Genomic DNA, 23,226 nt, shown 5'->3' on the forward strand with positions numbered 1-23,226 from the left:
GACAGTGGAGCCGGGTGGAAACCATCAATCCTTCGCGAGGCTCCCGAGGACCTTCGACCAGTGCTCGCGCATTGCCTCCCGGGCCTTCGCGTCAGGCAGCTTCTCCATGTGCACATGGAAGGCGACGCCCCGCGCCTTCGGCACCAGCGAGAGCTGCAACGTCGCCGGCTTCTCCCAGCCGTCCGGCTGCCACGTCATTCGCACGCGCTGCCCGGGCTTCACCACCCGTATCTCTCCGCGCACGCCTGGCGCTCCACGGCGCTTGGGGACCTCATAGCGCTTGCCCGGCTCGAGCGTCAGCTTCGCGCCCGCGCCGAGCCAGCGCTCCGCCTGCTTCGTCACCAACTCCCACAGCGTCGTCGCGGTCATCGGCAGCGTGCGCACCACGCCCACCTGAAAACCCGTCAGGGCTGTCTCGCCGACCACCCGCTTGCCGCGAGCCTGTTCGTACGCCACCGCGATCGACTGCTGCCACCAGCCTGACTCAACCTCACGGACCAGGTGCGCGACGAGCTGCTTGTGGTTCAGCTCGGCCGCCCCCGCCGTGTCCAGCGCGCGCATCCAGGCCTTCCAATCACGCCCGGTGGCCTCCTTCACGGCACTGTCGGTCACGCGGTCGGTGATGCGCGCGTTCTTCCTCACAGCCGCGGGCTTCTTCCCTTTCGTGGCGAGCTCCGCGAGCCGCGCCTGCACCAGCTTCTTCACCAGCTTCGCCGGGAGCGGCTTGTCTGGCGGGAAGGTGACGCCGCTCTTCGACGTGGAGTAACCCTCCAGCTCCGGCTTCAAGACTGGCACGACACTGCCGCTGAAGGGGTAGTAGCCGCAGTGGGTCTTGAAGAACGCGAAGCCGGCCACGGCGTTCCCGTCCACCTTGAAGGTGGGTATCCGGTAGCTGATCGTCTCGACCGCTCCCGGGAGCAGCTTCCTGAGCTGCAAGCGCAGCGCTCCCAGCGTCTTCTTCGCCGCCGGGTCATTCAGGCTCGCCAGATATGCGTCGATCGGCTGCAGTGCTCGCGTGTTCGTCGCCATGGTCTTCGGCCCCCTGGAACGTTTCGTCACGACTTAACAGAGCCCTGGGGCGGCGCCACCCCGGCTCAGCTCCCGTCAGCAGCGGTTGTCCTCCGCGCGATGTCACATGCAGCAACTCCTCGCCCGAACGAAGCCTGGAGCGAGTCCACACTCCCGCTGGGCGTCGAGCGGAGCCGCGCGGACGCGGGTCAGTGGAGCCGGGCTTCCGGTGGCGGCTCCACCGGGATGGGGCGGCCCTCCTGGCGAGCCTTCAGCTCCGCGGCCACGCTACCGGCCCACCGGCGGATGTGTCCGGAGTCACGCCAGTCCCCCGTGTGCTCGCGAGCCATGGCCCTGGCGATGAAGCCCTTCGCATTCGCCTCCAGCCGTCCGCCAAACGTCATGTGGCCACGAGCCCCCACCTGCTCCATGAGTGCCTGGACCTGGTGCGTGGGAGCAATCTCGCCCTCCACCGCGGAGCTGTCGAGCGGGCCACTGGAGAAGAACCAGACAGGCTTCTCACGCAGCACCCCGGCATGCCGGTGCACGAAGCGCCTGGCCAGCCGGTACCAGCGGTTCGCATAGAGCGCCCCGCCGACGATGACGGCGTCATAGGCCGCCACGTCCTCGACCTCCTTGGGCGGACGCACTTCCGCGTCGAGTCCCTCGCCCCGGAGTACCTCGGCGACCTGCCGGGCAATGCCCTCGGTCCCCCCTCGCTTGGACCCATAGGTGACCAGAACCCGCATCGCTGACCTCCGTGGTGACTCCACCCTCGGAGTCATGCATGCGGCGGACCGACGGAGCTGACGAGGTGCCGACAGCCGAGCGCCCCCGAGCCCCTCCGGATGGAGGGACGCCCTCGCGCAAAGGCTGCGTGCCTCGCGGTTCCCCGCGAAAGAATCCCGCGAAGGCTGGCGCTCGTACCCGGAGGAGCCCCGGGGCCTATGCCGCCTGACGCCCGGGCTCCGGCGGAAGCGAGGACGCGGGCGGAGGCCGCACGTGCGCCGTCTGCGTCAGCCGCACGCCCAGGAGCACCAGCACCCCGCCGACGGCAATCGCCCAGTGCAGCGCCTCATCCAGCAGCGCCCACGCGGCCAGGGCGGTGGCCGCCGGCTGGAGGTTGGAGAAGATGGCCACCTTCGACGCCGGCACCTTCGACAGCGCGTAGTACCAGATGAGGTACGCAATCACCGACGTGAGCAGGCCCAGGTACACGATGGAGCCCTTCGCCGCGGTGCTCGCCGCCAACACCTGTGCCGGCTTCGCCATGAACGGCGCCAGGGGCAGCATCAGCACCGTGGACGCCACCATGCTCCACGCCGTCGCGCGCACCGGGCCGTGCACCGCGACGAAGGGCTTGCCCTCCGTCGTGTACACCACCCACGCCGCCACCGCTCCGAGGATGAGCAGGTCTCCCACCAGCGAGCCGCTCGCCTCCGCCAGCCCGCGCCCCAGCAGCAGCACCACCACGCCCGCGAAGGCCGTGGCGATGCCTCCCACCGCGCGCAGCGATGCCCGCTCCTGCCCCCGCGCCAGGCTCAGCAGGTACACGCCCAGCGGCGTCAGCGCGTAGAGCAGCGCCGCGTGCGCCGCCGTGGACTTCGACAGCCCATAGAAGAAGAACCCCTGGTTCACCGGCCCCGCCAGCAGCCCCAGGAACAGCACGCGCCGCCACTCGTCGCGCGGCGGCACCTTGGGTCCCGGTGAGAGCCACAGCAGCAGCACGAACACGGAGCCGCTCAGCAGGAAGCGCCACATCACCACCGTGAGCGGCGGCAGTTCCGCCATCGCGCGCTTGCCCGCGAGGTACGTGCCGGCGCTGATGAGCACCTGGACGCCCATCAAGGCGTACACCAGGGTGAGCGAAGAAGCAGCGGTGGAATTCAGGACTCGAGCTGGCTGAGCGCCCATTGCGCCGCGGTACGTACCAATTCACTCGAATCGCCGCAGAGCTTTTCGAGCAGGCGCCGCGCATCCGCGCGCTTCGAGACGCCCAGCGCATACACGGCGTTGCGGCGCAGACCGTCATAGCGTGCGCGTGCCAGCGCTGTACCGGGCACCAGGTGCTCGTACTGTTCCGGTGTCAGCCCCGCCAGCTCCAGCGTGCCCAGTCCCGCCACCGCTCTCGGCGCGAAGCGTGGATTCTCCGCGAACACGGGGTGACGGTTGAGCGGGCACACCTGCTGGCAGATGTCGCAGCCGAAGATGAGGTTGTCGAACTTGAGGCGGAACGCCTCGGGCACCTGCTGCTCGCGGTTCTCAATCGTCTGGTAGGAGAGACACGCCCGCGCGTCCACACGGCCGTTGCCCACCAGCGCGCCCGTGGGACAGGACATGAGGCAGCGGCGGCACGCGCCACAGCGGTCCGCCGCCGGGCCGTTGCCGTACGCGTCCACCTCCGCGTCCAGCACGAGCGTGGCCAGCAGCACCCACGAGCCATACGGCTCCGTGATGAAGCAGCCGTTCTTCCCCACGTAGCCCAGCCCCGCGCGCGCCGCCCACACCTTCTCCATCAGCGGGCCACTGTCCACGCTCCCGTAGGTGCCCAGCCCCGGGTACCTGGAGGTGATGGCCTTGCGGAAGGCCTTCATCCTGTCGCGCAGCGTGGAGTGGTAGTCGCGCCCCCGCGCGTAGCGGGCAATGGGAGAGTCCGCCGACTCCGCGTCGTCCCGCCAGTAGTTGTTCACGAAGGCGATGACCGTCTTCGCGCCCGGGAGGAGCCTCTCGACCTCCAGGCGCTCGGCGGCCCGCTCGCCCATCCAGTCCATGTCCGCGGCGAAGCCCGCCTCCAGCCACTCCATGAGGAAGGAGGGAGGAATGGGCTCCGCGCGCGCGAAGCCCACCAGGTCGAAGCCGACCAGGCTGGCGAGCTCACGGAGCTGGGAGGTGGGCAGCACGTCCATCCAGGTGTTCTACGGCGTCTTCGTGGGCTTCTCCGGTATCCACTTCACGTCCGGGACGCCAGCCCGGTGGTTGGCCAGCCGCGCCATGACGAAGAGCAGGTCGGAGAGCCGGTTGAGGTAGACCACCACGGCCTGCGGAATCATTCCCTCGCGCAGCAGCGGCACGACGCGCCGCTCCGCGCGGCGGCACACGGTGCGCGCCAGGTGCAGCGCGGCGGCGGCCTGGGTGCCTCCGGGCAGGACGAAGTGGGTCATCTTCGGCAGCTCGGCCTCGAAGCGGTCGATGTTGTGCTCCATGTCCTCCGCCCACTCCGCCTTCAGCTCGGGGATGTACGCGGACGCCTTGGTGTCCGCGGGCGTGGCCAGCACCGCGCCGAGCGTGAAGAGCTGGTCCTGCAGGCGCTGCAGCAGCGCGTCCATGTCCGTGGGCATGGGAAAGCCCCGCGCCAGGCCCAGGGTCGCGTTCAGCTCGTCCACCTCGCCGTACGCATCCACGCGCGCGTCGTCCTTCGGAACCCGTCCGCCACCAAACAGACCGGTCTCTCCGGCATCACCGCTCTTCGTGTAGATCTTCATGGTCGACGGGCTTCTAACGGCCATCCGCGTGCGGCGTCCATGGGAAGGCGCACGCGCCGTCAAGGACTTGATCCAGCACGCGAGCGATCCTACATGGCCGTATGCGGCAATATCTGTCCCTGCTCGAACACGTCCTCACCCACGGGACGAAGAAGGGCGACCGTACCGGCACGGGCACGCTCAGCGTCTTCGGCCACCAACTGCGTTTCGACCTCGCGCAGGGCTTCCCGCTCGTCACCACGAAGAAGCTGCACGTGAAGTCCATCCTCCACGAGCTGCTGTGGATGCTCGCGGGGGACACCAACGTGCGCTCGCTCCAGGCCCACAACGTCACCATCTGGGACGAGTGGGCCAACGCGGACGGCAGCCTGGGCCCCGTCTACGGCCACCAGTGGCGCTCGTGGACGGCGCCGAACGGCGAGCACATCGACCAGATGAAGCTCCTGGTCGAAGGGTTGAAGAAGAACCCCGACTCGCGCCGGCACATCGTCAGCGCGTGGAACGTGGCGGACCTGCCCGCCATGAAGCTGCCGCCCTGCCACGTGCTCTTCCAGTTCTACGTGGCCGACGGGCGCCTGTCCTGCCAGCTCTACCAGCGCAGCGCCGACCTCTTCCTCGGGCTGCCCTTCAACATCGCCTCGTACTCGCTGCTGACCATGATGGTGGCGCAGGTGACGGGCCTGAAGGCGCACGAGTTCATCCACACCGTGGGCGACGCGCACCTGTACCTCAACCACGTGGAGCAGGCGAAGGAGCAGCTCTCGCGAGAGCCCCGGCCCCTGCCGCGCATGCGCATCAACCCCGGCGTGACGGACCTCTTCGCCTTCCGGTACGAGGACTTCACGCTCGAGGGCTACGACCCGCACCCCGCCATCAAGGCGCCCGTGGCCGTATGAGACTGTCGGCCATCGTCGCCGCCGCTTCCAACCGGGTCATCGGCGCCGGAAACCAGCTCCCGTGGCGCCTGCCCGCGGACCTGGCCCGCTTCAAGCGGCTCACCATGGGCCACACCCTGGTCATGGGCCGCAAGACGTACGAGTCCATCGGCCGGCCGCTCCCGGGCCGCACCTTCATCGTCGTCACCCGCCAGCGGGACTACGCGCCCGCGGGCGTGCAGGTGGCGCACTCGGTGGACGAGGCACTCGCCCTCGCGCGGGCGCGCGGCGATGACGAGGTGTTCATCGCCGGCGGCGCGGACGTGTACGCGCAGACCATGGACCGGTGGAACCGGCTCTACCTCACCCGCATCGCCCGCGACTTCCCCGGCGACGCGCTCTTCCCCGAGGTGGACCTGTCCGGGTGGCGGCTCATCGAGGAGGAGCAGCACCCCGAGGCCGAATTGCCCTTCGCGTTCCTCACCTACGAGCGCTGAGGCGGCGCCGCGGCACCGGTGACGCCGCGGCCCGAAGCCCGCTGGTACCCCGGGCGTCCAGGCGGCGTGGCAACCCGTCCCCAGGGAGCCCCCAGACGGGCCGGGCCCCGCCCGCCGCCCGCTGGCACCCCACCGGTACGTGGCCACCTCCACCGCATGCAGACCGACATCACGCCCCGTTCCCCGGAGTTCTCCTGGCGCACGGCGCTCCTGGCCAGTGCCGCCGCGCTCACCGCCGCCAACACCGCGGCCCTCACCGCCACCCTGCGGCTGGCGTCCTCTCTCCAGCCACGCCGCGGCATCCGGCCCCGGCTCTTCCCCGCCCTCACCACGGGGGCCACCGCCCTGGGCGCGCTCGCCGTGGGAGCCGTCAGCGTCGGAGCCCTGGCCATCGGAGCGCTGGCCATTGGCAGGCTCCGCGGTGGAGACTGGAAGGTGGACAGCCTGCGCATCCGCTCCCTCCAGGTCGCCCAGTGGAGCGTCCCGGGGCCCCCCACCCCGGCTGGCACCTGACTGGCGCCATTTTGATTCTGACTCGCAAGATTGAAATGTAGCCCCCCGGCTGGTAAACCGGGGGGCATGACTCGCGCTGCCCTGGTCGTCCTGTGCCTGCTGTTCGCGCTGCCACTGTCAGCTCGTGCCGCCGATGGCACGTCCGAGGAGCGCACCTGGCACCGGCTGGTGGGCATCCTCCAGTATCTGGAGGCGGACTATCCGCTGGCCATCGAGTCGCAGTCCGCGTTCGAGCTGGCGGAGCAGAAGAGCTTCGCGGCGGAGGCGGTGGACGCGACGAAGGAGCTGGGCTCCGCGGCGGAGACCTTCCTGCCGCGCGTGAAGGCCATCCAGGCCCGCGTGGAGAAGGCGCAGGACGCCGAGGGCGTCAGCCGGGACTGCGGCGCGCTGGTGGAGGACCTGGTCCTGGCGGGAGGCCTGGCCCGCAGCCCGCGCCGGCCGCCGGACCTGAAGCGCGGCGAGGCGCTCTTCCAGACCAGCTGCGCGGCGTGCCACGGCGCGGACGGCAGCGCGAACCTGCCCATCGCGGCCACCATGGAGCCGGCCCCCGCCAACTTCCACAACGCGGACCTGATGGGAGGCCTCACCCCGTACAAGGCCTTCAACACCACCAGCTTCGGCGTGCCGGGCACGGCGATGCCGGCCTACCCCACCCTGACCGAGGAGGAGCGCTGGTCGCTGGCCTTCTTCGTCTTCACCCTGCGCCAGCCCGCGTGCGAGGGCACCCCGCCGCGCGCCTCGCTGGAGCGGCTGGCCAACGCCACCGACGACGACCTGGTGAAGCAGTACGGCCAGGAGCACCTCGCGTGCCTCCGCCGCAAGCTGCCGGACGCGGATGAAGAGCGCTCGCTGCTGGCGGCTCGCGAGGGCGTGCAGGAGGCCCTGCGCCAGGGCGCCGCCGGCAACGCCGCGGGCGCGAAGGCCGCCCTGCTGGACGCATACCTCAACGGGCTGGAGCCCGTGGAGCCCAAGCTGCGCTCGAGAGACCCGGCGCTGGTGGCGAAGCTGGAGGAGGCCTTCCTCGGGGCACGGCTCGCGGCCGAGCGCGGCAGCCCCGGCTTGCAGGACACGGGGCGGGAGCTGCTGTCGCTGCTGGACCAGGCGCGCCGGGACTCCGGCAACGCGGCGGGCCTGCTGTCCACGATGTGGCTGACGCTGCTCATCCTCATTCGCGAGGGCTTCGAGGCCACCATCATCGTCACCGCGCTGCTGGCCGCGCTGCGGAAGATGCAGGCCACCCAGCACGTGCGCGTGGTGCACGCCGGCTGGCTGTCCGCGCTGGTGGTGGGCGCCATCGCCTACGTGCTGGGCCGGCACCTGCTGGCCGGCGCCCAGCGCGAGTGGATGGAGGGCGTGGCCGCGCTGCTGGCGGTGGTCATGCTGCTGTACGCGGCGCTGTGGCTCAACGCGCGCTCCAACATGAGCCACTTCATGGGCGAGCTGCGCCAGAAGATGCAGGGCGCGCTGGGGCGCGGCAGCATGACGGGCCTGTTCCTCATCGCCTTCACCGCGGTGCTGCGCGAGAGCTTCGAGACGGCCATCTTCCTCCAGGGACTGGCGCTGGACTCGCCCGCGGGCGTGGCCTGGGGCGCGGCGGCCGGCGTCGTGGCGCTGCTGGCCCTGGTCCTCTTCGTCAACCGCCTCGGCTACCGCCTGCCCATGAAGACGCTCTTCAACGTGTCCACCGTCGTCCTCGTCGTCACCGCGGTGATGCTGCTGGGCAAGGGCCTGCACGCGCTGCAGGAGGTGGGCGCGCTGCCGCTGGTGCCGCTGCGCTTCATCACCGTGGACCTGCTGGGCCTCTACCCGGACGCGGTGTCGCTCGTCCCGCAGGCCCTGCTGGCGGCCGTGCCCCTGGCCCTGCTGCTGCGCCGCAAGGGGCGCACGCAGCGCATGTCCGAGGCTTCCGCCGGGTGACGCGACGCCGGCCGCGCCTTGCGGTAGCGTGGCCCCGGTGAAGCCTTCGCCCCTGCTCTCCACACTCCTGGCCATCCTGGTCCTGGCGGGTACGACTCCCGCCCGGGGACAGGAGGTGCCCGAGAATGAGCCGGCCCAGGCCCCCCCCGCCGACCTCACCCCTCCGCCGCTCCTCCCCGTCCCTCCGCCGGGTGCCCCGGACGGCCAGCCCAGGACTCCCGGGGACGAGGGCACCCTCAAGGCCTCCGGCAACACGCCCGCGCCCTCCGTGAGCGAGGGGGCACTTCCGAGCCGGGACGCCGCGCGCGCGGAGGACCCCGTGCCCCGGGTGGCCGTGGAGTTGGTGGGCGGCACGGCGGGCGGCCTCGTGTTGGGCACCGTGGGGCTGCTGGCGGGCTACCTCATCTCGGCCCCCACGGTGGGCTGTGACGAGTGCCGCGTCGTCTCGCTCGTGGGTGGCGCCACGGGCGTGCTGCTGGGCATCCCCACGGGCACGTGGGTGGGGGGCCGCCTCATGGGCGGCAAGGGCCACTTCTTCCCCACCGTGGGCGGAAGCGCGGTGGGCTGGGGCGGCGCGCTGCTGGGCTCGCTGCTGCTGGGGAGCGCGGCCGAGGACGACACCCTCTCGCTGCTCCTGCTGCTGCTACCCGTCGCGGGCGCCACGACGGGTTACGAGCTGTCCCACGCGTCCGAGCGCCACGTCACCCCGCCGCCCACGCCCCGCGCGTCGGGACAGTTCCACGTGCTGCCCGTGGCGGGGATGACCGAGCGGGGCCCCCGCCTGGGGTTGATGGGCCGCTTCTAGACGCGGAAGTACTGCAGGGCCTCCTCCCGCACCCGCCCCTCGTCCATCAGCTTCTCCAGCGTGGCCAGCGCGCTGCGCTCGGCCACCGGGTGCATGAGCGGCGGCGTGTCCGCGTAGGCCGTCGCCACCACCTGCGCCAGCGAGGCGCCCTCCGGCGGCACCGCCTGGAGGATGAGCGACTCGCGCAGGGCGCGGTGGTCCAGGTACTCCTGCAGCTTCGCGGGCCCCTCCGGGATGGGCGAGCCGTGCGCCGGGTACAGGGTGCTGACGGGCCAGTCCCGCAGCCGCGTGAGCTGCGCCAGGTACTCGCGCATGTTGCCCTCGGGCGGGTCGATGACGATGGTGCCCACGCCCGCCACCATGTCCCCCACCACCGCCGCGCGGCTGCGCTCGTCCACCAGGCACACGTGGCCCCGCGCATGGCCGGGCGTGTGCAACACGCGCCAGCGCTGCGGCACGTCGCCCGCCAGCTCCAGCACCTCGCCGTCCTCCAGCAGCCGCTCCACCGGGAAGTCCAGCCGGTCCGCCGTGCGCGCGTGGCACCACAGCGGAATGCCCAGCCGCTCCTTCACCGCGCGCGCCCCGCCGGTGTGGTCTCCATGGTGGTGGGTGAGCACCACCGCCACGGGGCGGAAGCCCTCCGCCTTCAGCCCCGAAAGCAGCGACAGCAGCTTCGCGTACTGCTTCACGTCGGACGCGCCCGGGTCGACGATGAGCAGCTCGCCGTTACCCAGCACGTACGCATTGGTGTGCGAGGCCGGCGGCAGCGTGGGCGTCTCCAGCGCCACCCCGCGCACGCCCTGCTGGAACTCGATGCGCTGCGCGACGTAGCCCGGGCAGTACGGCGGCGTCGTCATCCGCGCCCGCGCGTCCGCGTCGTCCGTGAAGGAGCCGAGCACCTGGAAGGCATGCAGCGCGGGCGGGTGCAACAGCGCCGAGCCGTCACCCCACCGCGCCAGCGCCTCCGCCGGCTTCACCCACGCGCCCTCCGCCAGCTCCCCGGGCCACCACTCCGCGCGCGCGTGCGCCGGCATCTCCACCAGGTAGAAGCGCGTGTCGAAGCGCACCGGCAATGACGGGGGCGTCACCCACCGGCCCGCCGCCCGGAAGTCCTCCGCCCGCAGCGCGAGCCCCTCCGCCCGCAGCACGTCCCCCCACCCCCGCTCCCCCGCCACCAGTGCCCGGCGCAGCTCGCCCAGCCGCTCGGGGGTGAGCGCCTCCGCGCCCTCCGCCACCAGCACGCCCGTCTCTTCAAACAGCTCGCGGGCGGCCGCCGAGCGCAGCGCCGCCTCCTCTCCGGACGCGCCCCGCACCGGCACCTCCGCGTCCGCCGCGTCCAGCTTTCCCCCCGGGAAGGCGTAGAAGCCGCCCGCGAAGCGCAGCGCCTTGCCGCGCTTCACCCAGAACACCTCCACCCCGTCGTCCGCGCGCCTGTACAGCACCGACACCGCGGACGGGCGGGGCTCGGCGGGGGTGTAGTCGGAGTCCAGGCCCAGGCCCAGACCGGGGAGACGCTCGCTCATGGTTGCACCGTCTGGCCGAGGAGCCGGCCCATCAGCTCGTGTGCCTTGTCCGCCTGGTCCGGCCGCACGTACAGCCGGCTGAGGCGCACCGCTCCACTGTAGCGCTGATACAGGGGGATGTAGCGCGCCACCTCCGTCAGCCGCCCGGTGGACGCGTCGATGATGAACAGGCTCGGCCCCTGCCCCCCCGCCCCCGAGGCGTACTTGCTGAGCACGTTCTGGGACTCGACGACGTAGTGCTCGAAGTTGGAGGACACCAGCGCGCTGCGCAGCACGTCCAAATCGTACCCCGCGTCACGCTCGGTGAACTGCGCCAGCAGCTTGAAGCCCTGCCGCGTGCTGATGCGCTCCGCCCACCGGTTCTTCGAGCGGCGCAGCGTGTACCAGAGCGCCGCGTCGTCGCAGAGGAGGAAGGCCTCCGGGTCCGCCGGAATCTCGAACTCGCCGGGCGACTCCTCGTAGTAGCGCCGCAGCATGTAGTCGAAGTTCACCGACGTGTGGTGCAGGTACACCGAGACGAACATGTGGTAGCGGCTGAGGAGGAAGTCCTCGAAGGCGAACGCCGCCGCCCGGCTGAGCGCGAGGTACGCCCGCCCGTCCTTCACCACCGGGTTGAGGTTGTTGATGATCCAGTCCATGTCGTACCGGCCGTAGTTGACCCCCGTGTAGAAGGAGTCCCGCAGCAGGTAGTCCATGCGGTCCGCGTCCAGCTCCCCGGAGACGATGGCGCGCAACAGCGGCGTCCAGTCCACGCCCTGGTGCGTGAAGCCCGGGTCCTTCGGCGGCTTCGCGCCGGTAATCAGCGCCACCGCCGCCATGGGGGTGATGTCCAGCGAGCCGAAGTGCCGCTCGATGATGGGCGTCAGCGAGCTGTCGAGGAGGATTTTCGCCGTGAAGTCCTCGTGGGTGGCCTGCTCGCCCTCCGCCGTGGCGTCCAGCCAGGAGGGCAGCCGCAGGAGCGAGCGCTTCGGGGCGATGCGCTCCGAGGCGTGGGACAGCGGCATGTGCCCCAGGTCGTGGCAGAGCACCGCCAGCCGCACCGCGGCACAGAAGCGCTCCCGCACCGCGTCCGGCAGCGACGAGCGCGAGGCCACCGCCCCGAAGACACGCGAGGCCACGTGCATGGCCCCCAGGGAGTGGATGTGCCGGGTGTGCGTGGCGCCGGGGAAGGCCAGGTCCCCGAAGCCGAGCTGCCGCACGTAGCGCAGGCGCTGGTAGTGCCGGCTGTCGATGACGGCCTTCTCCGGGTCGCTGACCGGGATGGTGCCGTGAATGGGGTCGCGGATGCGCATGGTTCCCTTTCCATACTCCTGGTTACCCCCGCGGGAGGTAGCCAACCGTACTTCATACCCTTCCGGGAGGTAGCCCAGGAGGTAGCCAACCGTCACGTGCGGACTGTGAAGGTGCCTGGGGACGTGCTAACCCTTCCGCCACCTACGAATGCACATCATCCTGTTGCACAACCGCGACCACGACCTCCTCGAGGACGACCCCGGACGGGAGGCCCGCGAGGATGTGGTGCGTGTCGCCTCGGCGCTCGCCGAGGCCCTCTCCCGAGGTGACACCCTGGCCGAGCCGCTCGCCATCGAAGGCGACCGGCTGGACTTCGTGGACACGCTGCGCCGGCGCCAGCCGGACCTCGTCGTCAACCTCTGCGAGTCGCTCGCGGCCGACAGCCGCGGGGAGATGGCGGTCCCCTGCCTGCTGGATGCACTGGGGCTGCCCTACACCGGCTCGTCCGCCCTCTCGCTCGGGCTGGCGCTGCACAAGCCCAAGGCGAAGGAGCTGCTGACGGCGCGCGGCGTGCCCACCCCCGCCTTCCGCGTGGTGCACCGGCTGGAGGACGCACTGGCGGTGGACCTGCCCTGGCCCCTCATCGTCAAGCCCGCGCGCGAGGACGCCAGCGTGGGCGTGACGGGGGACTCGGTGGTGTTCGACCGCGCCTCGCTGGTGCGCGCGTGTGACGCGGTGCTCCGCGAGTTCCACCAGCCCGCACTCGTGGAGCAGTTCATCGCCGGGCGGGAAATCTACGTGCCGCTGCTGGGCAACCAGCCGCGCCAGCCGCTGCCGTTGACGGAGATCCACTTCGGGCGGACCTTCGAGGAGCGGCCCAACATCGTCTCCTATACCGCCAAGTGGGAGCCGGAGTCGGCCGAGTACCGCGACACGACGAGCGGCCCCTGCCGGGCGGACGCGTCGCTGGAGGCCCGGTGCGTGCAGGTGGCGATGGAAGCGTTTGCAGCACTGGACTGTCAGGACTATGGACGGGTCGACCTCCGGGTTTCACGAGAGGGCGAGCCCTACGTCATCGACATCAACCCCAACTGTGACCTTCACCCGAGCGCAGGGTTCGCCAAGGCCGCCTCGGCCGCCGGCATGGACTACCCGGCCCTGGCGGCCCGGCTCGTGGAGGTCGCCCTCGAGAGAGCACATGGACATCCGTCCCATCGCCGCAAAGGACAGGGAACCCCTCGCCGCGCTGATTCGAAAGATCGAAACCTTCTCGCCGCAGGAGGTTGAGGTCGCGATTGAGCTGGTGGGCACGGCGCTCACGCCGGGCAACACGGACTACTCCATCATCGTCGCGGACCGGGGCGGGCAGCTCGTGGGCTACGTCTGCTACGGCCCCACGCCGATGACGGAGGACACCTATGATTTGTACTGGATTGCCTCCGCGCCCGAGGTGCGGGGCCAGGGCGTGGGCGCCGCGCTGGTGTCCGCCATGGAGGGCGACCTGCGCCGCCGCAACGGGCGCCTCATCCGCGTGGAGACGAGCGCCACGGAGGCCTACGGCCCCACCCGCGGCTTCTACGCCTCCATGAAGTACGGCGAGGAGGCGCGCATCCGCGACTTCTACAAGGTGGGGGACGACCTCATCATCCTCACCAAGCGGCTGTAGTCCCCGGGACGCGGGCCACGCCGGGCCGTTGAAGACAACGGCCCCTTCCCTCGTTAGAAGGGGCGTGATGATTCGACCGCTCCGACTGACGTCCCTGGCCGTCGTGTCCCTGTGCGCCCTGCTCGCGGGCGCACCCTCCGTCCAGGCGGGCGCGCCCGCCCAGGCGGCCACCGCGAAGTCCGCCCCGGCGAAGGCCGAGCTGTCGGACGTGGTGAAGGCCCCGCGCCCGAAGGGAGGCGAGTACTTCGGCCTGTACCTCATGGACAAGAAGGTGGGGTGGCTCTTCACGGACCTGGAGCTGCTCCCCGGTGAGCCGGCGCGGGTGAAGGCCACCAACCAGCTCGTCTTCAAGGCCATGGTGGCCACGCGGGTGTCGGAGCGCACGCACCGCGAGGAGCGCATCTACGAGGCCACGCCCGGCGGGCGGCTCCTGTCCTTCACGGTGATGCAGAAGGGCGACGGCGGAGACCAGACGCTCTTGGGCACCGCCACGCCGGACGGGGTGCGCGTGGTGCGCCAGCGCCCGGGCCGCCCGGACGAGGAGCTGCCGAAGCTGCCCCCCGCGAAGGAGCGCGTGGAGGACGCGGACGCGGCACGCGTGGCCCTGCTGCGCAAGGCGAAGGTGGACGGCTTCACGCTGGACGGCATGGACCTGCAGACCTACGGCGTCACCACCACCGTGGAGCCGCCCGAGCACCGGGTGGTGAACGGGGTGAAGGTGAAGCTGAGCAAGGTCAGCACCCTGTCGCAGAAGGAGAAGGTGCCGATGACGGCCTACGTCACCCAGCGCGGGGAGATGGTGCTGGTGGACTTCGGCCAGACGATGCAGGCGCGCAAGGAGACGGAGGCCGTCGCGAAGCGCCTGGACCTGGTGGAGGTGTTCGGCCTCACCCGCGTGGTGCTTCCCAGGCCGCTGCCCGAGTCCGCCCGCGCGGTGCCCGGCAGCGTCACGCTGGTGGTCCAGGGGCTGCCGGAGAAGTTCCGCGAGCAGACGTACCGGCAGAAGTACAAGGCCCTGCCGGACGGACGCGTGGAGGTGACGCTGTCGGCCGCGGCGCCGGCGGCCCGCAAGCCCCGGCCGCTGGCGGACCCGGACGGTGGGGACAACCTCAAGTCCACCCTCATCGTGGAGAGCGACGCCCCGGCCATCCGCGAGCTGGCGAAGAAAATCATTGGCGACGAGCAGGACGCGTACCGGGCGGCCCAGAAGGTCAACACGTGGGTGTTCAAGAACCTGGCGAAGGACTACGGGGCCAGCGCGGACCGGGCCACGGACGTGCTGAGCCAGAAGCGCGGGGACTGCACGGAGCACTCACTGCTGGCGGTGGCCCTGCTGCGCGCGGCGGGCATCCCGGCGCGGCGCGTGGACGGCGTCATCTACATGGTGAACGAGGACCAGGTGCCCGCCCTCTACTGGCACGAGTGGGTGGAGGCCTTCGTGGGCGAGTGGACCCAGCTGGACCCCACCTTCAACCAGGTCGTGGCCGACGCCACGCACTTCGCCTTCGGCGAGGAGGGGAACGCGGAAATCACCCCCCTCATCGGCGCGCTCAAGGTGACGGACGTGAAGTGAGCCCCCCCGGCACTCCAGGCCTGGACAAGCCCGGCCTGGGGTGAAGCCGCCCCTGTCCGGGCGGCCCCTGTTCAGGCGTTGAGTCCTGGACTATGAGCGGCCCCTCAATCCCAGGGGGACCCATCATGCAGAAGCTGAAGAAGGCGTTCGTCGTGCTCTCGCTCCTGACGGCCACGGGCTGTGGCAGCGGCGGCGAGGGCCGTGTCGTGGGGTTCGTGGTGGATGGCCAGAGCGGCCAGCGCCTGAACTTCTTCAAGGCCGACGACGGCAAGAACAACATCGACGACGACGACGAGTCGAAGTCGCAGGTGTACGCCATCATCGAGGGCGAGTTCCGCCGGGCGAAGCCCTGTGGCAAGGGCGACCTGTCGAAGGAGAACGCCATCGAGGCGGACGGCTGCTACCAGATTGAAGGCATTCCGCTGGGCGAGGAGTTCCCCATCTTCGCGCAGGCGCCGGGCTACGAGCGGTTCATGGGCCGCTACACCATGCAGACGTGGAACAACGACGTCGAGCAGGAAGGCGCGCAGGAGGTGGTCAACCTCCGCGTGTTCCCCGTGGGCTTCGCGGTGGACTACCGCTTCCTGGTGAATCTCAACGGCCGCGCGGTGCCGGACGCGAAGGTGAACTGCCAGTACCGGGTGGACCAGAGCAACCTGCTGCAGACGGCGGGCAACTTCCTGGCGCCGGAGGCCACGGGCAGCACCACGGTGAGCGCCACCTCGGACGCCAACGGCATCGCGGTGATTCCAGGCGCGCAGCTCGTCAACGGCGCTCCGTACCACTGCGAGGCGGTGCTGGCCGGCGCGGTCGACGGCCACGCGCTGTCGGGTCAGGCGGACATCATCGCGGGCATGAGCCAGCCGGAGCAGACCTTCATGCTCAGCAGCCCGGCCGCAACGGACGCGAACTTCTACGCGGTGTACTCCAACGCGGATGACCCGAACGCGCTCCTGGGGCAGAACGGCTCGCTGGTGGTCACCTTCAACCGGCCGGTGGAGATTGCCCCGCGCACGGAGGACTGCCAGGTGGCGGCGCTGGACACCGCGGACCGCGACGCCGACGGCAACATGGGCCGCTTCGTGACGGACCAGCTGAACAACAGCAGCTCGGAGACGGTGAACGCCACGGTGTCCGCGGACGGACTGACGCTGACCGTGGGCTTCAAGACGCCGGAGACTCCGCTGGACGCGGATGACCGCAACACGCAGGTGCGCTTCAGCGGCATCATCGTGCGCCCGCGTGGCGCCGCCGACAGCGTCCAGGTGCGCTACATCGGCGCGCTGGGGGCCTGCACCGAGGCCAACGTCTACGGCAGCGCCCAGCCGCTGCGCAGCGTGCGCACCAGCGGCGCCCAGCCGAGCAGCATCCGGCTGTTCTAGTCCTCACCCGCCCGCGTGCCGGACACCGTGGGGCGCGGGGCCACGACAGGCCCTCCGCGCCCCACGCGCGTTTTCGAGGGACGAGCGCACGCCCGCGCGCCTCCGTCCCATCCGGCGGCCCGGCCCGCATGTCCTACACGGCCGCCATCCCCACCTTTGGAGTGAAGCCGCCACCCAAAGGGGGACATCATGGCAACCACCACACGCGCACTCGCTCCGGGACAGGTCATCGTCTCGCTGAACTTCGACGACGGGCTCGCGAGCCAACTCCAGGCCGCGGCCATGCTCGAGGCCCGCGGCATGCGCGGCACCTTCTACATCAACAGCTCCAGAATCGGGCAGTCCGGCCGCCTCACGCTCGACCAGCTCCGCGCCCTGCGGGACGCGGGGCATGAGATTGGGGGCCACACGCTGAGCCACCCGCGCCTGACGACGCTCTCCGCGGACGACCAGCGCAAGGAAATCTGCAATGACAGGGTGGCCCTGCTGAACGCGGGCTTCCGGGTGACGTCCTTCGCCTACCCGTTCGGTGACAAGGACTCCTTCACGCGGCAGGTCGTCATCGACTGCAACTACAACTCGGCCCGCGAGAGCGGCGGCCTGCGCACGCCCACGGGCAGCAGCAGCAATCCCTACGCGGAGCGGGTACCTCCCGCGGACGCCTACGCGATTCGCACGCACGGCTCCGTCCAGGACACCACCACGCTCGACACCCTCAAGGCCTACGTGCTCCGGGCCGAGGAGTCCGGCGGCGGCTGGGTGCCCCTCGTCTTCCACCACATCTGCGGCCCGTGCGACCCGCCCCAGACGTACTCCACCGCGCCCGCCGTGCTGGCGGCGTTCCTCGACTGGCTGGCCCCTCGCGCCTCGCGGGGCACCACCGTCGCCCTCATGGACACCGTCATCGGCGGGACGCTGAAGCCCCCCGTGAGCTGGCCTCCAGTCCAGCCTTCGCAGCTCTTCAAGAACCCGTCGCTGGAGACGGACAGCAACGGCGACGGAACGCCGGACTGCTGGAAGCGCGGCGGCTTCGGCACCAACACCTTCACGTGGACGCGCACCTCGGACGCCCACGGCGGGAGCTGGGCACAGCAGGTGCGCATCAGCAGCATCTCCAGCGGAGACCGCAAGCTCATCAGCGAGCAGGACAGCGGCACCTGCTCCCCGGCGGCGGTCACCGGCCACCGCTACCGCATCTCCGCCTGGTACAAGTCCACCACGTCGGTGCGCTTCAAGGCGTACTACCGGAACAGCGCGGGCGGCTGGGACTACTGGACCCAGGGGCCCCTGCTGCCGGCCGCCAGCAGCTACACCCGCGCCGAGTGGACGACGCCCGGGGCGCCCAGCGCGGCCAAGCGGCTCAGCATGGGAATGTCGATTGACCGGGTGGGCACGCTCACCATGGACGACTTCACGCTCACCGACCTCGACGCGACCACGGCCCTCCGGGAGGAGTACCGGCGCGCCGAGGAGGAAGAGGTCGAAGCCCCCATCCCTCCCTGAGCCCAGGGCGCCGCGCGGCCTTCAGGGCCCGTGCGCGGCGCCCCGCCCGCCCGCTCAGGCCGGAGCCGCCGCCAGCCGCGAGGCCAGGGCCTCCGCGTCCGTGAGGGGCCGCTCGCAGACGAAGCCCCGGCACAGGTACGCCGCTCCCCTGCCGCCCACCGGCTCGCGGCCCTCGAAGAGGTCCGACAGCAGGGGAGGCACCGGCGCGCCCGGCTCCTTCCAGCCCACGGAGAACGTGGGCGCGTACACGCGATTCACCGAGGCCCGCAGCGGCGCCACGGCCTCGCGCGTTCCGGAGAGGGTGACGCCCGCCGCGCCGTCCAGCAGCGCGTCCGCCGCCAGCCCCAGGTAGCCTTGGCCCATGGCGTTCTTCACCAGCCCGTCGCGCATGCGCGCCACGTACTTCTCCGGCAGCTCCAGGTGCCGCTTGTCACCGGTGAGCGCCGCCAGCTCCACCTGCGCCTCCGTCAGCGTGGAGGCTCCTGAGGGGAAGGCGTTGTCGAAGAGGCCGTACGTGGCCACCACGAGGTCCTTCTGCCCACGAGGCGCGGTGAGGTACGCCGCCTTCTCCGAATCCCAGAACAGCTCCACCGCGCGCCGGACCAGCGCGTCCGCCGCCTCCAGGTACTTCACGTCGAAGGTGGCCTGGTAGAGCGCGGTGAGCCCCGAGGCCAGGTTTCCGTAGTCCTCCAGGAAGCCGTCGATGCGGGCCTCCCCCTGGAACGAGCGCGCCAGCCGCGTTCCGTCCCACATCCTGGCGAGCACGAAGTCCGCCGCGGACGCCGCCCGCCGCGCCCAGTCCGGCTGCTCGAAGACGCGCGCGGCCAGCGCCAGCCCGCGAATCATCAGCCCGTTCCAGCCCGAGAGCAGCTTGTCGTCCAGCCCCGGCTTCACGCGCCGCTCCCGTGTCTCGAAGAGCGTCCGCCGCGCGGCGGCCAGCTCCCGCTCCACCTCGTCCTCCGGCAGCCCGCGCTGGTGCGCCAGCTCCGCCGCCGGCACCGCCACCTCCAGCACCGTCGTGCCGTGCTCGAAGTTGCCTTGCGGGGTGACGCGGAAGTGACGCATCAGCAGCTCGGCCCGCGGGCCGGGCAGCACCGCCTGGATTTCCTCCGGGCGCCAGACGAAGAACTTCCCCTCCTCGCCCTCGCTGTCCGCGTCCTGCGCCGCGTAGAAGGCGCCGCCCGCGTCGGTCATCTCGCGGCGCACGTACTCCACCGTCTCCTCCACCACCTTGCGCCACAGCGGCCGGGGCTCCACCTGCTGCGCCTGCGCGTACAGGTGCAGGAGCTGCGCGTTGTCGTAGAGCATCTTCTCGAAGTGCGGCACCAGCCACCGCTCGTCCACCGAGTACCGGTGGAAGCCCCCGCCGAGCTGGTCATAGAGGCCCCCCAGCGCCATGCGCTCCAGCGTGCGGAACACGCCGTCCTTGAGCTGCGCGCCGCCGCCGCGCCGCCACGCGCGCAGCATCAGCGCCAGGTTCATGGGGTTGGGGAACTTGGGCGCGCCGCCGAAGCCGCCGTACACCGGGTCCAGTTGCCGCGCCATCCGGCGGCCCATGGCCACCAGGTCTTCGGCCGTCAGCGTGCCGGCGGTGGCGTCCAGCCCATACGTGGCCAGCTCGCCGAGGCCCTGTTCGAAGAGCGTGGACTGGCGCTGGACCTCGTCCCGCTTGTTCACCCATGCGTCACGCAGCGAGGCCAGCAGCCGGGGGAAGCCGGGCCGCCCGTACCTGTCCTCGGGCGGGAAGTAGGTGCCCCCGTAGAAGGGCTTGAGGTCCGGCGTGAGGAACACCGTGAGCGGCCAGCCCCCGCCCTGCCCCATGAGCTGCACCACGCCCTGGTAGAGCTGGTCGAGGTCCGGCCGCTCCTCGCGGTCCACCTTGATGTTGATGAAGCCCTCGTTCATCAACCGGGCCGTCTCCGGCGACTCGAACGACTCGTGCGCCATGACGTGACACCAGTGACACGCGGAGTAGCCCACCGACAGGAGGATGGGCTTGTCCTCCGCCTTCGCTCGCGCGAGGGCCTCGTCGCCCCAGGGGTACCAGTCCACGGGGTTGTGGGCGTGCTGGCGCAGGTACGGCGAGGGCTCCCGCGCCAGGCGGTTGGTGGGACCGGAGGTCGGAGGGGAGGCGGCCATGCGGACTCCAGGGAAAGGGGGCCTCTCCCGGAGATAGGAAGTGGCCGGGGGGTGGGCAAGCACAAAGGGCCCAACACTCCTCTGGCCAACGGGCGCCCGGTGCGCTTTGTCCAGAGACGTGAGCCCGCCGTCCCCTTCCGCCGCCCCCTCCCCGGCCACCGGCACTGGCATGAAGGCCTGCCTCGCCCTGCTCGGCGCGGCGGTGGTGGGACGGCTCGCGCTGTCGCTGGGCACGGACGTCTACTTCGACACGGCGTACTACTGGCAGTGGGCCCGGCACCTGGATTGGGGCTACTACGACCATCCCCCCATGGTGGCGTGGCTCATCGCCGCGCTCGGCCCCCGGGGCACGTCCCTGCTGTGCGGCGCCGGCACGGTGGCCGCGGTGTGGGGGCTGGCGCGTGACGTGTACGGCAGCCGCGAGGCGGCGTGGCGCGCGGCGGCGCTGTGGAGCGCGGTGCCGGCCAGCATGGTGGCCGGCGTGTGGGCCACGCCCGACTCACCGCTGCTGCTCTTCTGGACGCTGGCGCTGTGGGCGCTGTGGCGCGAGCGCTGGGTGTGGGCGGGACTGGCGTGCGGGCTGGCGCTGCTGTCCAAGTACCCGGCGGTGCTGCTGGGGCTCATCTTCCTGCTCGCGGCGGCGCGGGCCCGGCGGCTGCCCCGGGGGGCCTGGCTCACCGCGGTGCTGGCCGCGCTGTGCTTCGTGCCGGTGGTGCTGTGGAACGCGCGGCACGAGTGGGTGGGCTTCCTCTTCCAGCTCCGCCACGGCCTCGGCGGACAGGGTGGCTGGCAGAGCCTCGGCGAGTACGTCCTGGGGCAGCTCGCGCTCGGTGGCCCGGTGCTGCTGGTCCTGGCCGGGGTGTACGCGGTGCGGGGGCCGCCGGAGCAGTTCCTGCTGCGCATGGCGGCGGTGGTGCCGCTGCTCTTCTTCGGCTACGCGGCGGCGCGAACGCGCGGGGAGGCCAACTGGCCGGCGGCGGCGTACGTGGCCGCGTCCGTGGGCGTGGCCGGCATGCGGCCGGTATGGCGGCGCGCCGTGGCGGCCTCGGAGCTCGCGTTGGTGCTGGCGGTGGGCTCGCACAGCTTCTTCCCGGTGCTGCGCTTCGAGCGCGACACGGTGCTGTGGCGGACCCATGGCTGGAGCGTGCTGCGAGAGCTGGCCACGCCGGAGCGGCTGTTCCCGGGCATGGACGCGCGCAATCTGGCCGCCATCTACGCGCCCGACTACCAGCTCGCGTCACAGGTGGCGTACCACACGGGCCGTGTCACGCACACCGCGCCTCCCGCGAGGTTCAGCCAGTACGACCTGTGGCCGCCACCCTCCCTGCGTCCCGGGCAGGAGGTGCTGTGGGTCATGGAGGAGGGAGGCCCGGGCCCCCCGGACGAGCTGTCGTTCCGCTTCACGCAGATGAGTGACGCGGTGGAGCTGGTCAGCGGCTACCGTGGGCGGAGGCTGCACCGGTTCTGGGTGTGGCGGCTGTGGGGACTGCAGGATTGACGGTGCCGTCAGGAGGGCGGAACCTTCGAAACCTGGGAGAGAGGCCGGACGCATGCACGGCATGACGGGGCTCACGAACGAGCTGCGCGACCAACTGGAGAGCCTGGAGCCCCTGCTCGGGGCCCGGGCCTCGCTCGCGCCGGACCGGGCGCGTGCCCCCACTCCGCGCGAGCTGGCCGAGCGGGTGACCGCGGGCGGAGGCGACGAAGCGCGCCTGCGGGCCTTCACCCACGGACTGGACGCCATCATCCGCGCGCTCGCGGAGAGCTTCCCGGACAACATCTTCTGGGACCTCGACTACCCGGCCCGGTGTCTGTGGGACGCCGGAGGGCCTCGCGAGATGGAGTCCTTCACCCGCCGGGTGATGGCGCTGTGCCACGGCTTCGGCGCCAGGTCCGAGCTGCGCTTCCGCTACGCGCACGACTTCTTCTTCGGCTACGACTGGGCACGCTGGGTGACTCGTGAGCCCGCGCGGCGCTCGGCCATCCGTCCCTTCGACGCGCCCTTCCTCGACTACCTCGAGGTGCGGAGGGAGGAGCTGCTCGCGCTCATCGCCAGCAACGACGCGAAGTACTCGCGGCTCCAGGGCGCGGAGTTCCGCAACCCCTTCGGCTTCTCGCGCGAGCCGGAGGAGGAGGCGCGGCTGCACCAGGCGCTCGCCCGGGAAGACCTCATCCCCGTCAAGGCGTGGCGGCTGGACGGCGAGCCCCGGTGGAATCTCCCCTTCGCGGACCTGCGCACGCAGACGGCACGCCGGCTGGGCCTGTCGCGGGAGGCTTCGTCATGACGGGGCCGCGGGCCTGACGCCGGGGCTCGTGGGCTCCGGAAGAATCCCACCTGCTCCACGCAACCCCGGGCCTCTCCTTCCGACAATCCAGGAAACGGCTGTCCCCCGCCGGCTTGCCGGAGCCCCCCATGACCAGCATCTCCGCCTCCCGTCCACGCAGCGTCGCCACCGCGGCTGCCGCCGCGACGCCCCCCACCGTGCGCCAGGGCTCCAAGGGCCCCGTGGTCGCGGACCTGCAGCGCCGGCTGGCCGCCGCTGGCTTCAACCCGGGCCCGATTGATGGCGACTTCGGCCCGAGGACCAAGGCCGCCGTGGTGGCCTTCCAGCGCGCCAAGGGGCTGGAGCCGGACGGCATCGTCGGGCCGAAGACGTGGGGCAAGCTGCAGGCCGGTGGCGTGAAGCCCCCTCCCTCCAACCCGCCCACGGGCCGCGGCACCGCCGAGTCCTTCGTGCAGAAGGCGCTCTCCCAGCAGGGGGACCGCTACATCTTCGGCGCCGAGGTCAACCTCAACGACCCGAACCCGAAGGCCTTCGACTGCTCGGAGCTGGTCCAGTGGGCGGCCCACCAGGCGGGTGTCAGCATCCCCGACGGGACGATGAACCAGCTCCCTCACTGCCAGAAGAAGGGCACCACCATCTCCGTGGCCGAGGCGCTGCGCACGCGCGGCGCGCTGCTCTTCCGTCCTGGCCATGTCGCCATCAGCCTCGGAGACGGGCGCACCATCGAGGCGAAGGGCAGGGCCTACGGCGTAGGCATCTTCAACGCCAACGGCCGCGGCTGGACCACCGGCGCGCTCGTGCCCGGCCTGAAGTACTGAGCGGCGG

Annotated in this window: 21 protein-coding genes; 13 read left to right on the forward strand and 8 right to left on the reverse strand. The window is 71.3% G+C overall.

All coding sequences use genetic code 11. The features are described 5' to 3' along the window. Positions 1 to 24 precede the first annotated feature (24 nt). From K8638_RS31620 to K8638_RS31640, 5 genes are all read right to left on the reverse strand, one after another. Positions 25 to 1,029, reverse strand: coding sequence for an SRPBCC domain-containing protein (locus K8638_RS31620; protein WP_223758405.1), 1,005 nt, complete (start codon positions 1,027 to 1,029; stop codon positions 25 to 27). A gap of 188 nt (positions 1,030 to 1,217) precedes the next feature. After that, positions 1,218 to 1,757, reverse strand: a complete 540-nt coding sequence (locus tag K8638_RS31625) for a flavodoxin domain-containing protein (protein ID WP_223758406.1) — start codon at positions 1,755 to 1,757, stop codon at positions 1,218 to 1,220. A 196-nt stretch (positions 1,758 to 1,953) separates the two neighbouring features. Further along, positions 1,954 to 2,922: a DMT family transporter gene (locus K8638_RS31630; protein ID WP_223758407.1), complete on the reverse strand. Its 969-nt coding sequence runs from the start codon at positions 2,920 to 2,922 to the stop codon at positions 1,954 to 1,956. Further along, positions 2,895 to 3,914 carry a tRNA epoxyqueuosine(34) reductase QueG gene (gene queG / locus K8638_RS31635; protein WP_223758408.1) on the reverse strand — a complete coding sequence of 340 codons (1,020 nt, stop codon included), beginning with the start codon at positions 3,912 to 3,914 and terminating at the stop codon, positions 2,895 to 2,897. The genes K8638_RS31630 and queG overlap by 28 nt, the downstream gene beginning before the upstream one ends. Positions 3,915 to 3,923: 9 nt before the next feature. Beyond that, entirely contained in the window at positions 3,924 to 4,490 is a 567-nt protein-coding gene (locus K8638_RS31640) for a cob(I)yrinic acid a,c-diamide adenosyltransferase (protein ID WP_223758409.1), read from the reverse strand. Positions 4,491 to 4,591: 101 nt separating this feature from the next. Here K8638_RS31640 and K8638_RS31645 point away from each other — a divergent pair, with 101 nt between their 5' ends. The 5 genes from K8638_RS31645 to K8638_RS31665 all read left to right on the forward strand — a co-directional run bounded on the left by K8638_RS31645 (position 4,592) and on the right by K8638_RS31665 (position 9,097). Further along, positions 4,592 to 5,386 carry a thymidylate synthase gene (locus K8638_RS31645; protein ID WP_223758410.1) on the forward strand — a complete coding sequence of 265 codons (795 nt, stop codon included), beginning with the start codon at positions 4,592 to 4,594 and terminating at the stop codon, positions 5,384 to 5,386. Beyond that, entirely contained in the window at positions 5,383 to 5,862 is a 480-nt protein-coding gene (locus K8638_RS31650) for a dihydrofolate reductase (RefSeq protein ID WP_223758411.1), read from the forward strand. Before K8638_RS31645 ends, K8638_RS31650 begins: the two co-directional genes overlap by 4 nt. A 156-nt stretch (positions 5,863 to 6,018) precedes the next feature. Next, positions 6,019 to 6,375, forward strand: coding sequence for a hypothetical protein (locus tag K8638_RS31655; protein ID WP_223758412.1), 357 nt, complete (start codon positions 6,019 to 6,021; stop codon positions 6,373 to 6,375). A gap of 66 nt (positions 6,376 to 6,441) precedes the next feature. Continuing rightward, positions 6,442 to 8,292, forward strand: a complete 1,851-nt coding sequence (locus K8638_RS31660) for an FTR1 family protein (protein WP_223758413.1) — start codon at positions 6,442 to 6,444, stop codon at positions 8,290 to 8,292. A 37-nt stretch (positions 8,293 to 8,329) separates the two neighbouring features. After that, on the forward strand, positions 8,330 to 9,097 hold the full coding sequence (locus K8638_RS31665; protein ID WP_223758414.1) for a GlsB/YeaQ/YmgE family stress response membrane protein: 768 nt from the start codon (positions 8,330 to 8,332) through the stop codon (positions 9,095 to 9,097). Here the strand turns inward: K8638_RS31665 and K8638_RS31670 are convergent. Next, positions 9,094 to 10,620, reverse strand: coding sequence for an MBL fold metallo-hydrolase (locus K8638_RS31670; RefSeq protein ID WP_223758415.1), 1,527 nt, complete (start codon positions 10,618 to 10,620; stop codon positions 9,094 to 9,096). The two genes, K8638_RS31665 and K8638_RS31670, sit on opposite strands and share 4 nt — an antisense overlap. Beyond that, complete coding sequence (locus K8638_RS31675; RefSeq protein ID WP_223758416.1) at positions 10,617 to 11,912, reverse strand: HD domain-containing protein; 1,296 nt, start codon at positions 11,910 to 11,912, stop codon at positions 10,617 to 10,619. Before K8638_RS31675 ends, K8638_RS31670 begins: the two co-directional genes overlap by 4 nt. Positions 11,913 to 12,060: 148 nt before the next feature. Between K8638_RS31675 and K8638_RS31680 the strand changes: the two genes are divergently transcribed. The 5 genes from K8638_RS31680 to K8638_RS31700 all read left to right on the forward strand — a co-directional run bounded on the left by K8638_RS31680 (position 12,061) and on the right by K8638_RS31700 (position 17,977). After that, positions 12,061 to 13,140, forward strand: a complete 1,080-nt coding sequence (locus K8638_RS31680; RefSeq protein WP_223758417.1) for an ATP-grasp domain-containing protein — start codon at positions 12,061 to 12,063, stop codon at positions 13,138 to 13,140. Between the two features lie 16 nt (positions 13,141 to 13,156). Then, positions 13,157 to 13,519, forward strand: coding sequence for a GNAT family N-acetyltransferase (locus K8638_RS31685; RefSeq protein WP_223758418.1), 363 nt, complete (start codon positions 13,157 to 13,159; stop codon positions 13,517 to 13,519). Positions 13,520 to 13,586: 67 nt separating this feature from the next. Continuing rightward, the gene (locus K8638_RS31690; protein ID WP_223758419.1) at positions 13,587 to 15,092 is read left to right on the forward strand and encodes a transglutaminase family protein; all 1,506 of its coding nucleotides are present in this window, start codon (positions 13,587 to 13,589) and stop codon (positions 15,090 to 15,092) included. Positions 15,093 to 15,217: 125 nt separating this feature from the next. After that, the gene (locus K8638_RS31695; protein ID WP_223758420.1) at positions 15,218 to 16,474 is read left to right on the forward strand and encodes a hypothetical protein; all 1,257 of its coding nucleotides are present in this window, start codon (positions 15,218 to 15,220) and stop codon (positions 16,472 to 16,474) included. 189 nt (positions 16,475 to 16,663) lie between these two features. Then, on the forward strand, positions 16,664 to 17,977 hold the full coding sequence (locus K8638_RS31700) for a polysaccharide deacetylase family protein (protein ID WP_223758421.1): 1,314 nt from the start codon (positions 16,664 to 16,666) through the stop codon (positions 17,975 to 17,977). Positions 17,978 to 18,031: 54 nt separating this feature from the next. On the opposite strand, the gene K8638_RS31705 is transcribed toward K8638_RS31700, so the two are convergent. Continuing rightward, positions 18,032 to 20,116 (reverse strand): thioredoxin domain-containing protein, encoded by a 2,085-nt coding sequence (locus tag K8638_RS31705; RefSeq protein WP_223758422.1) that lies wholly within the window; start codon positions 20,114 to 20,116, stop codon positions 18,032 to 18,034. Between the two features lie 169 nt (positions 20,117 to 20,285). Between K8638_RS31705 and K8638_RS31710 the strand changes: the two genes are divergently transcribed. The 3 genes from K8638_RS31710 (at position 20,286) to K8638_RS31720 (ending at position 23,219) form a co-directional block, all read left to right on the forward strand. Next, entirely contained in the window at positions 20,286 to 21,614 is a 1,329-nt protein-coding gene (locus K8638_RS31710) for a glycosyltransferase family 39 protein (RefSeq protein WP_223758423.1), read from the forward strand. 52 nt (positions 21,615 to 21,666) lie between these two features. Then, entirely contained in the window at positions 21,667 to 22,401 is a 735-nt protein-coding gene (locus tag K8638_RS31715; protein ID WP_223758424.1) for a ferrochelatase, read from the forward strand. 128 nt (positions 22,402 to 22,529) lie between these two features. Beyond that, positions 22,530 to 23,219 (forward strand): peptidoglycan-binding protein, encoded by a 690-nt coding sequence (locus tag K8638_RS31720; RefSeq protein ID WP_223758425.1) that lies wholly within the window; start codon positions 22,530 to 22,532, stop codon positions 23,217 to 23,219. Positions 23,220 to 23,226 lie beyond the last annotated feature (7 nt).

The sequence above is a fragment of the Myxococcus sp. RHSTA-1-4 genome, assembly GCF_020037125.1.
GTDB lineage: Bacteria > Myxococcota > Myxococcia > Myxococcales > Myxococcaceae > Myxococcus.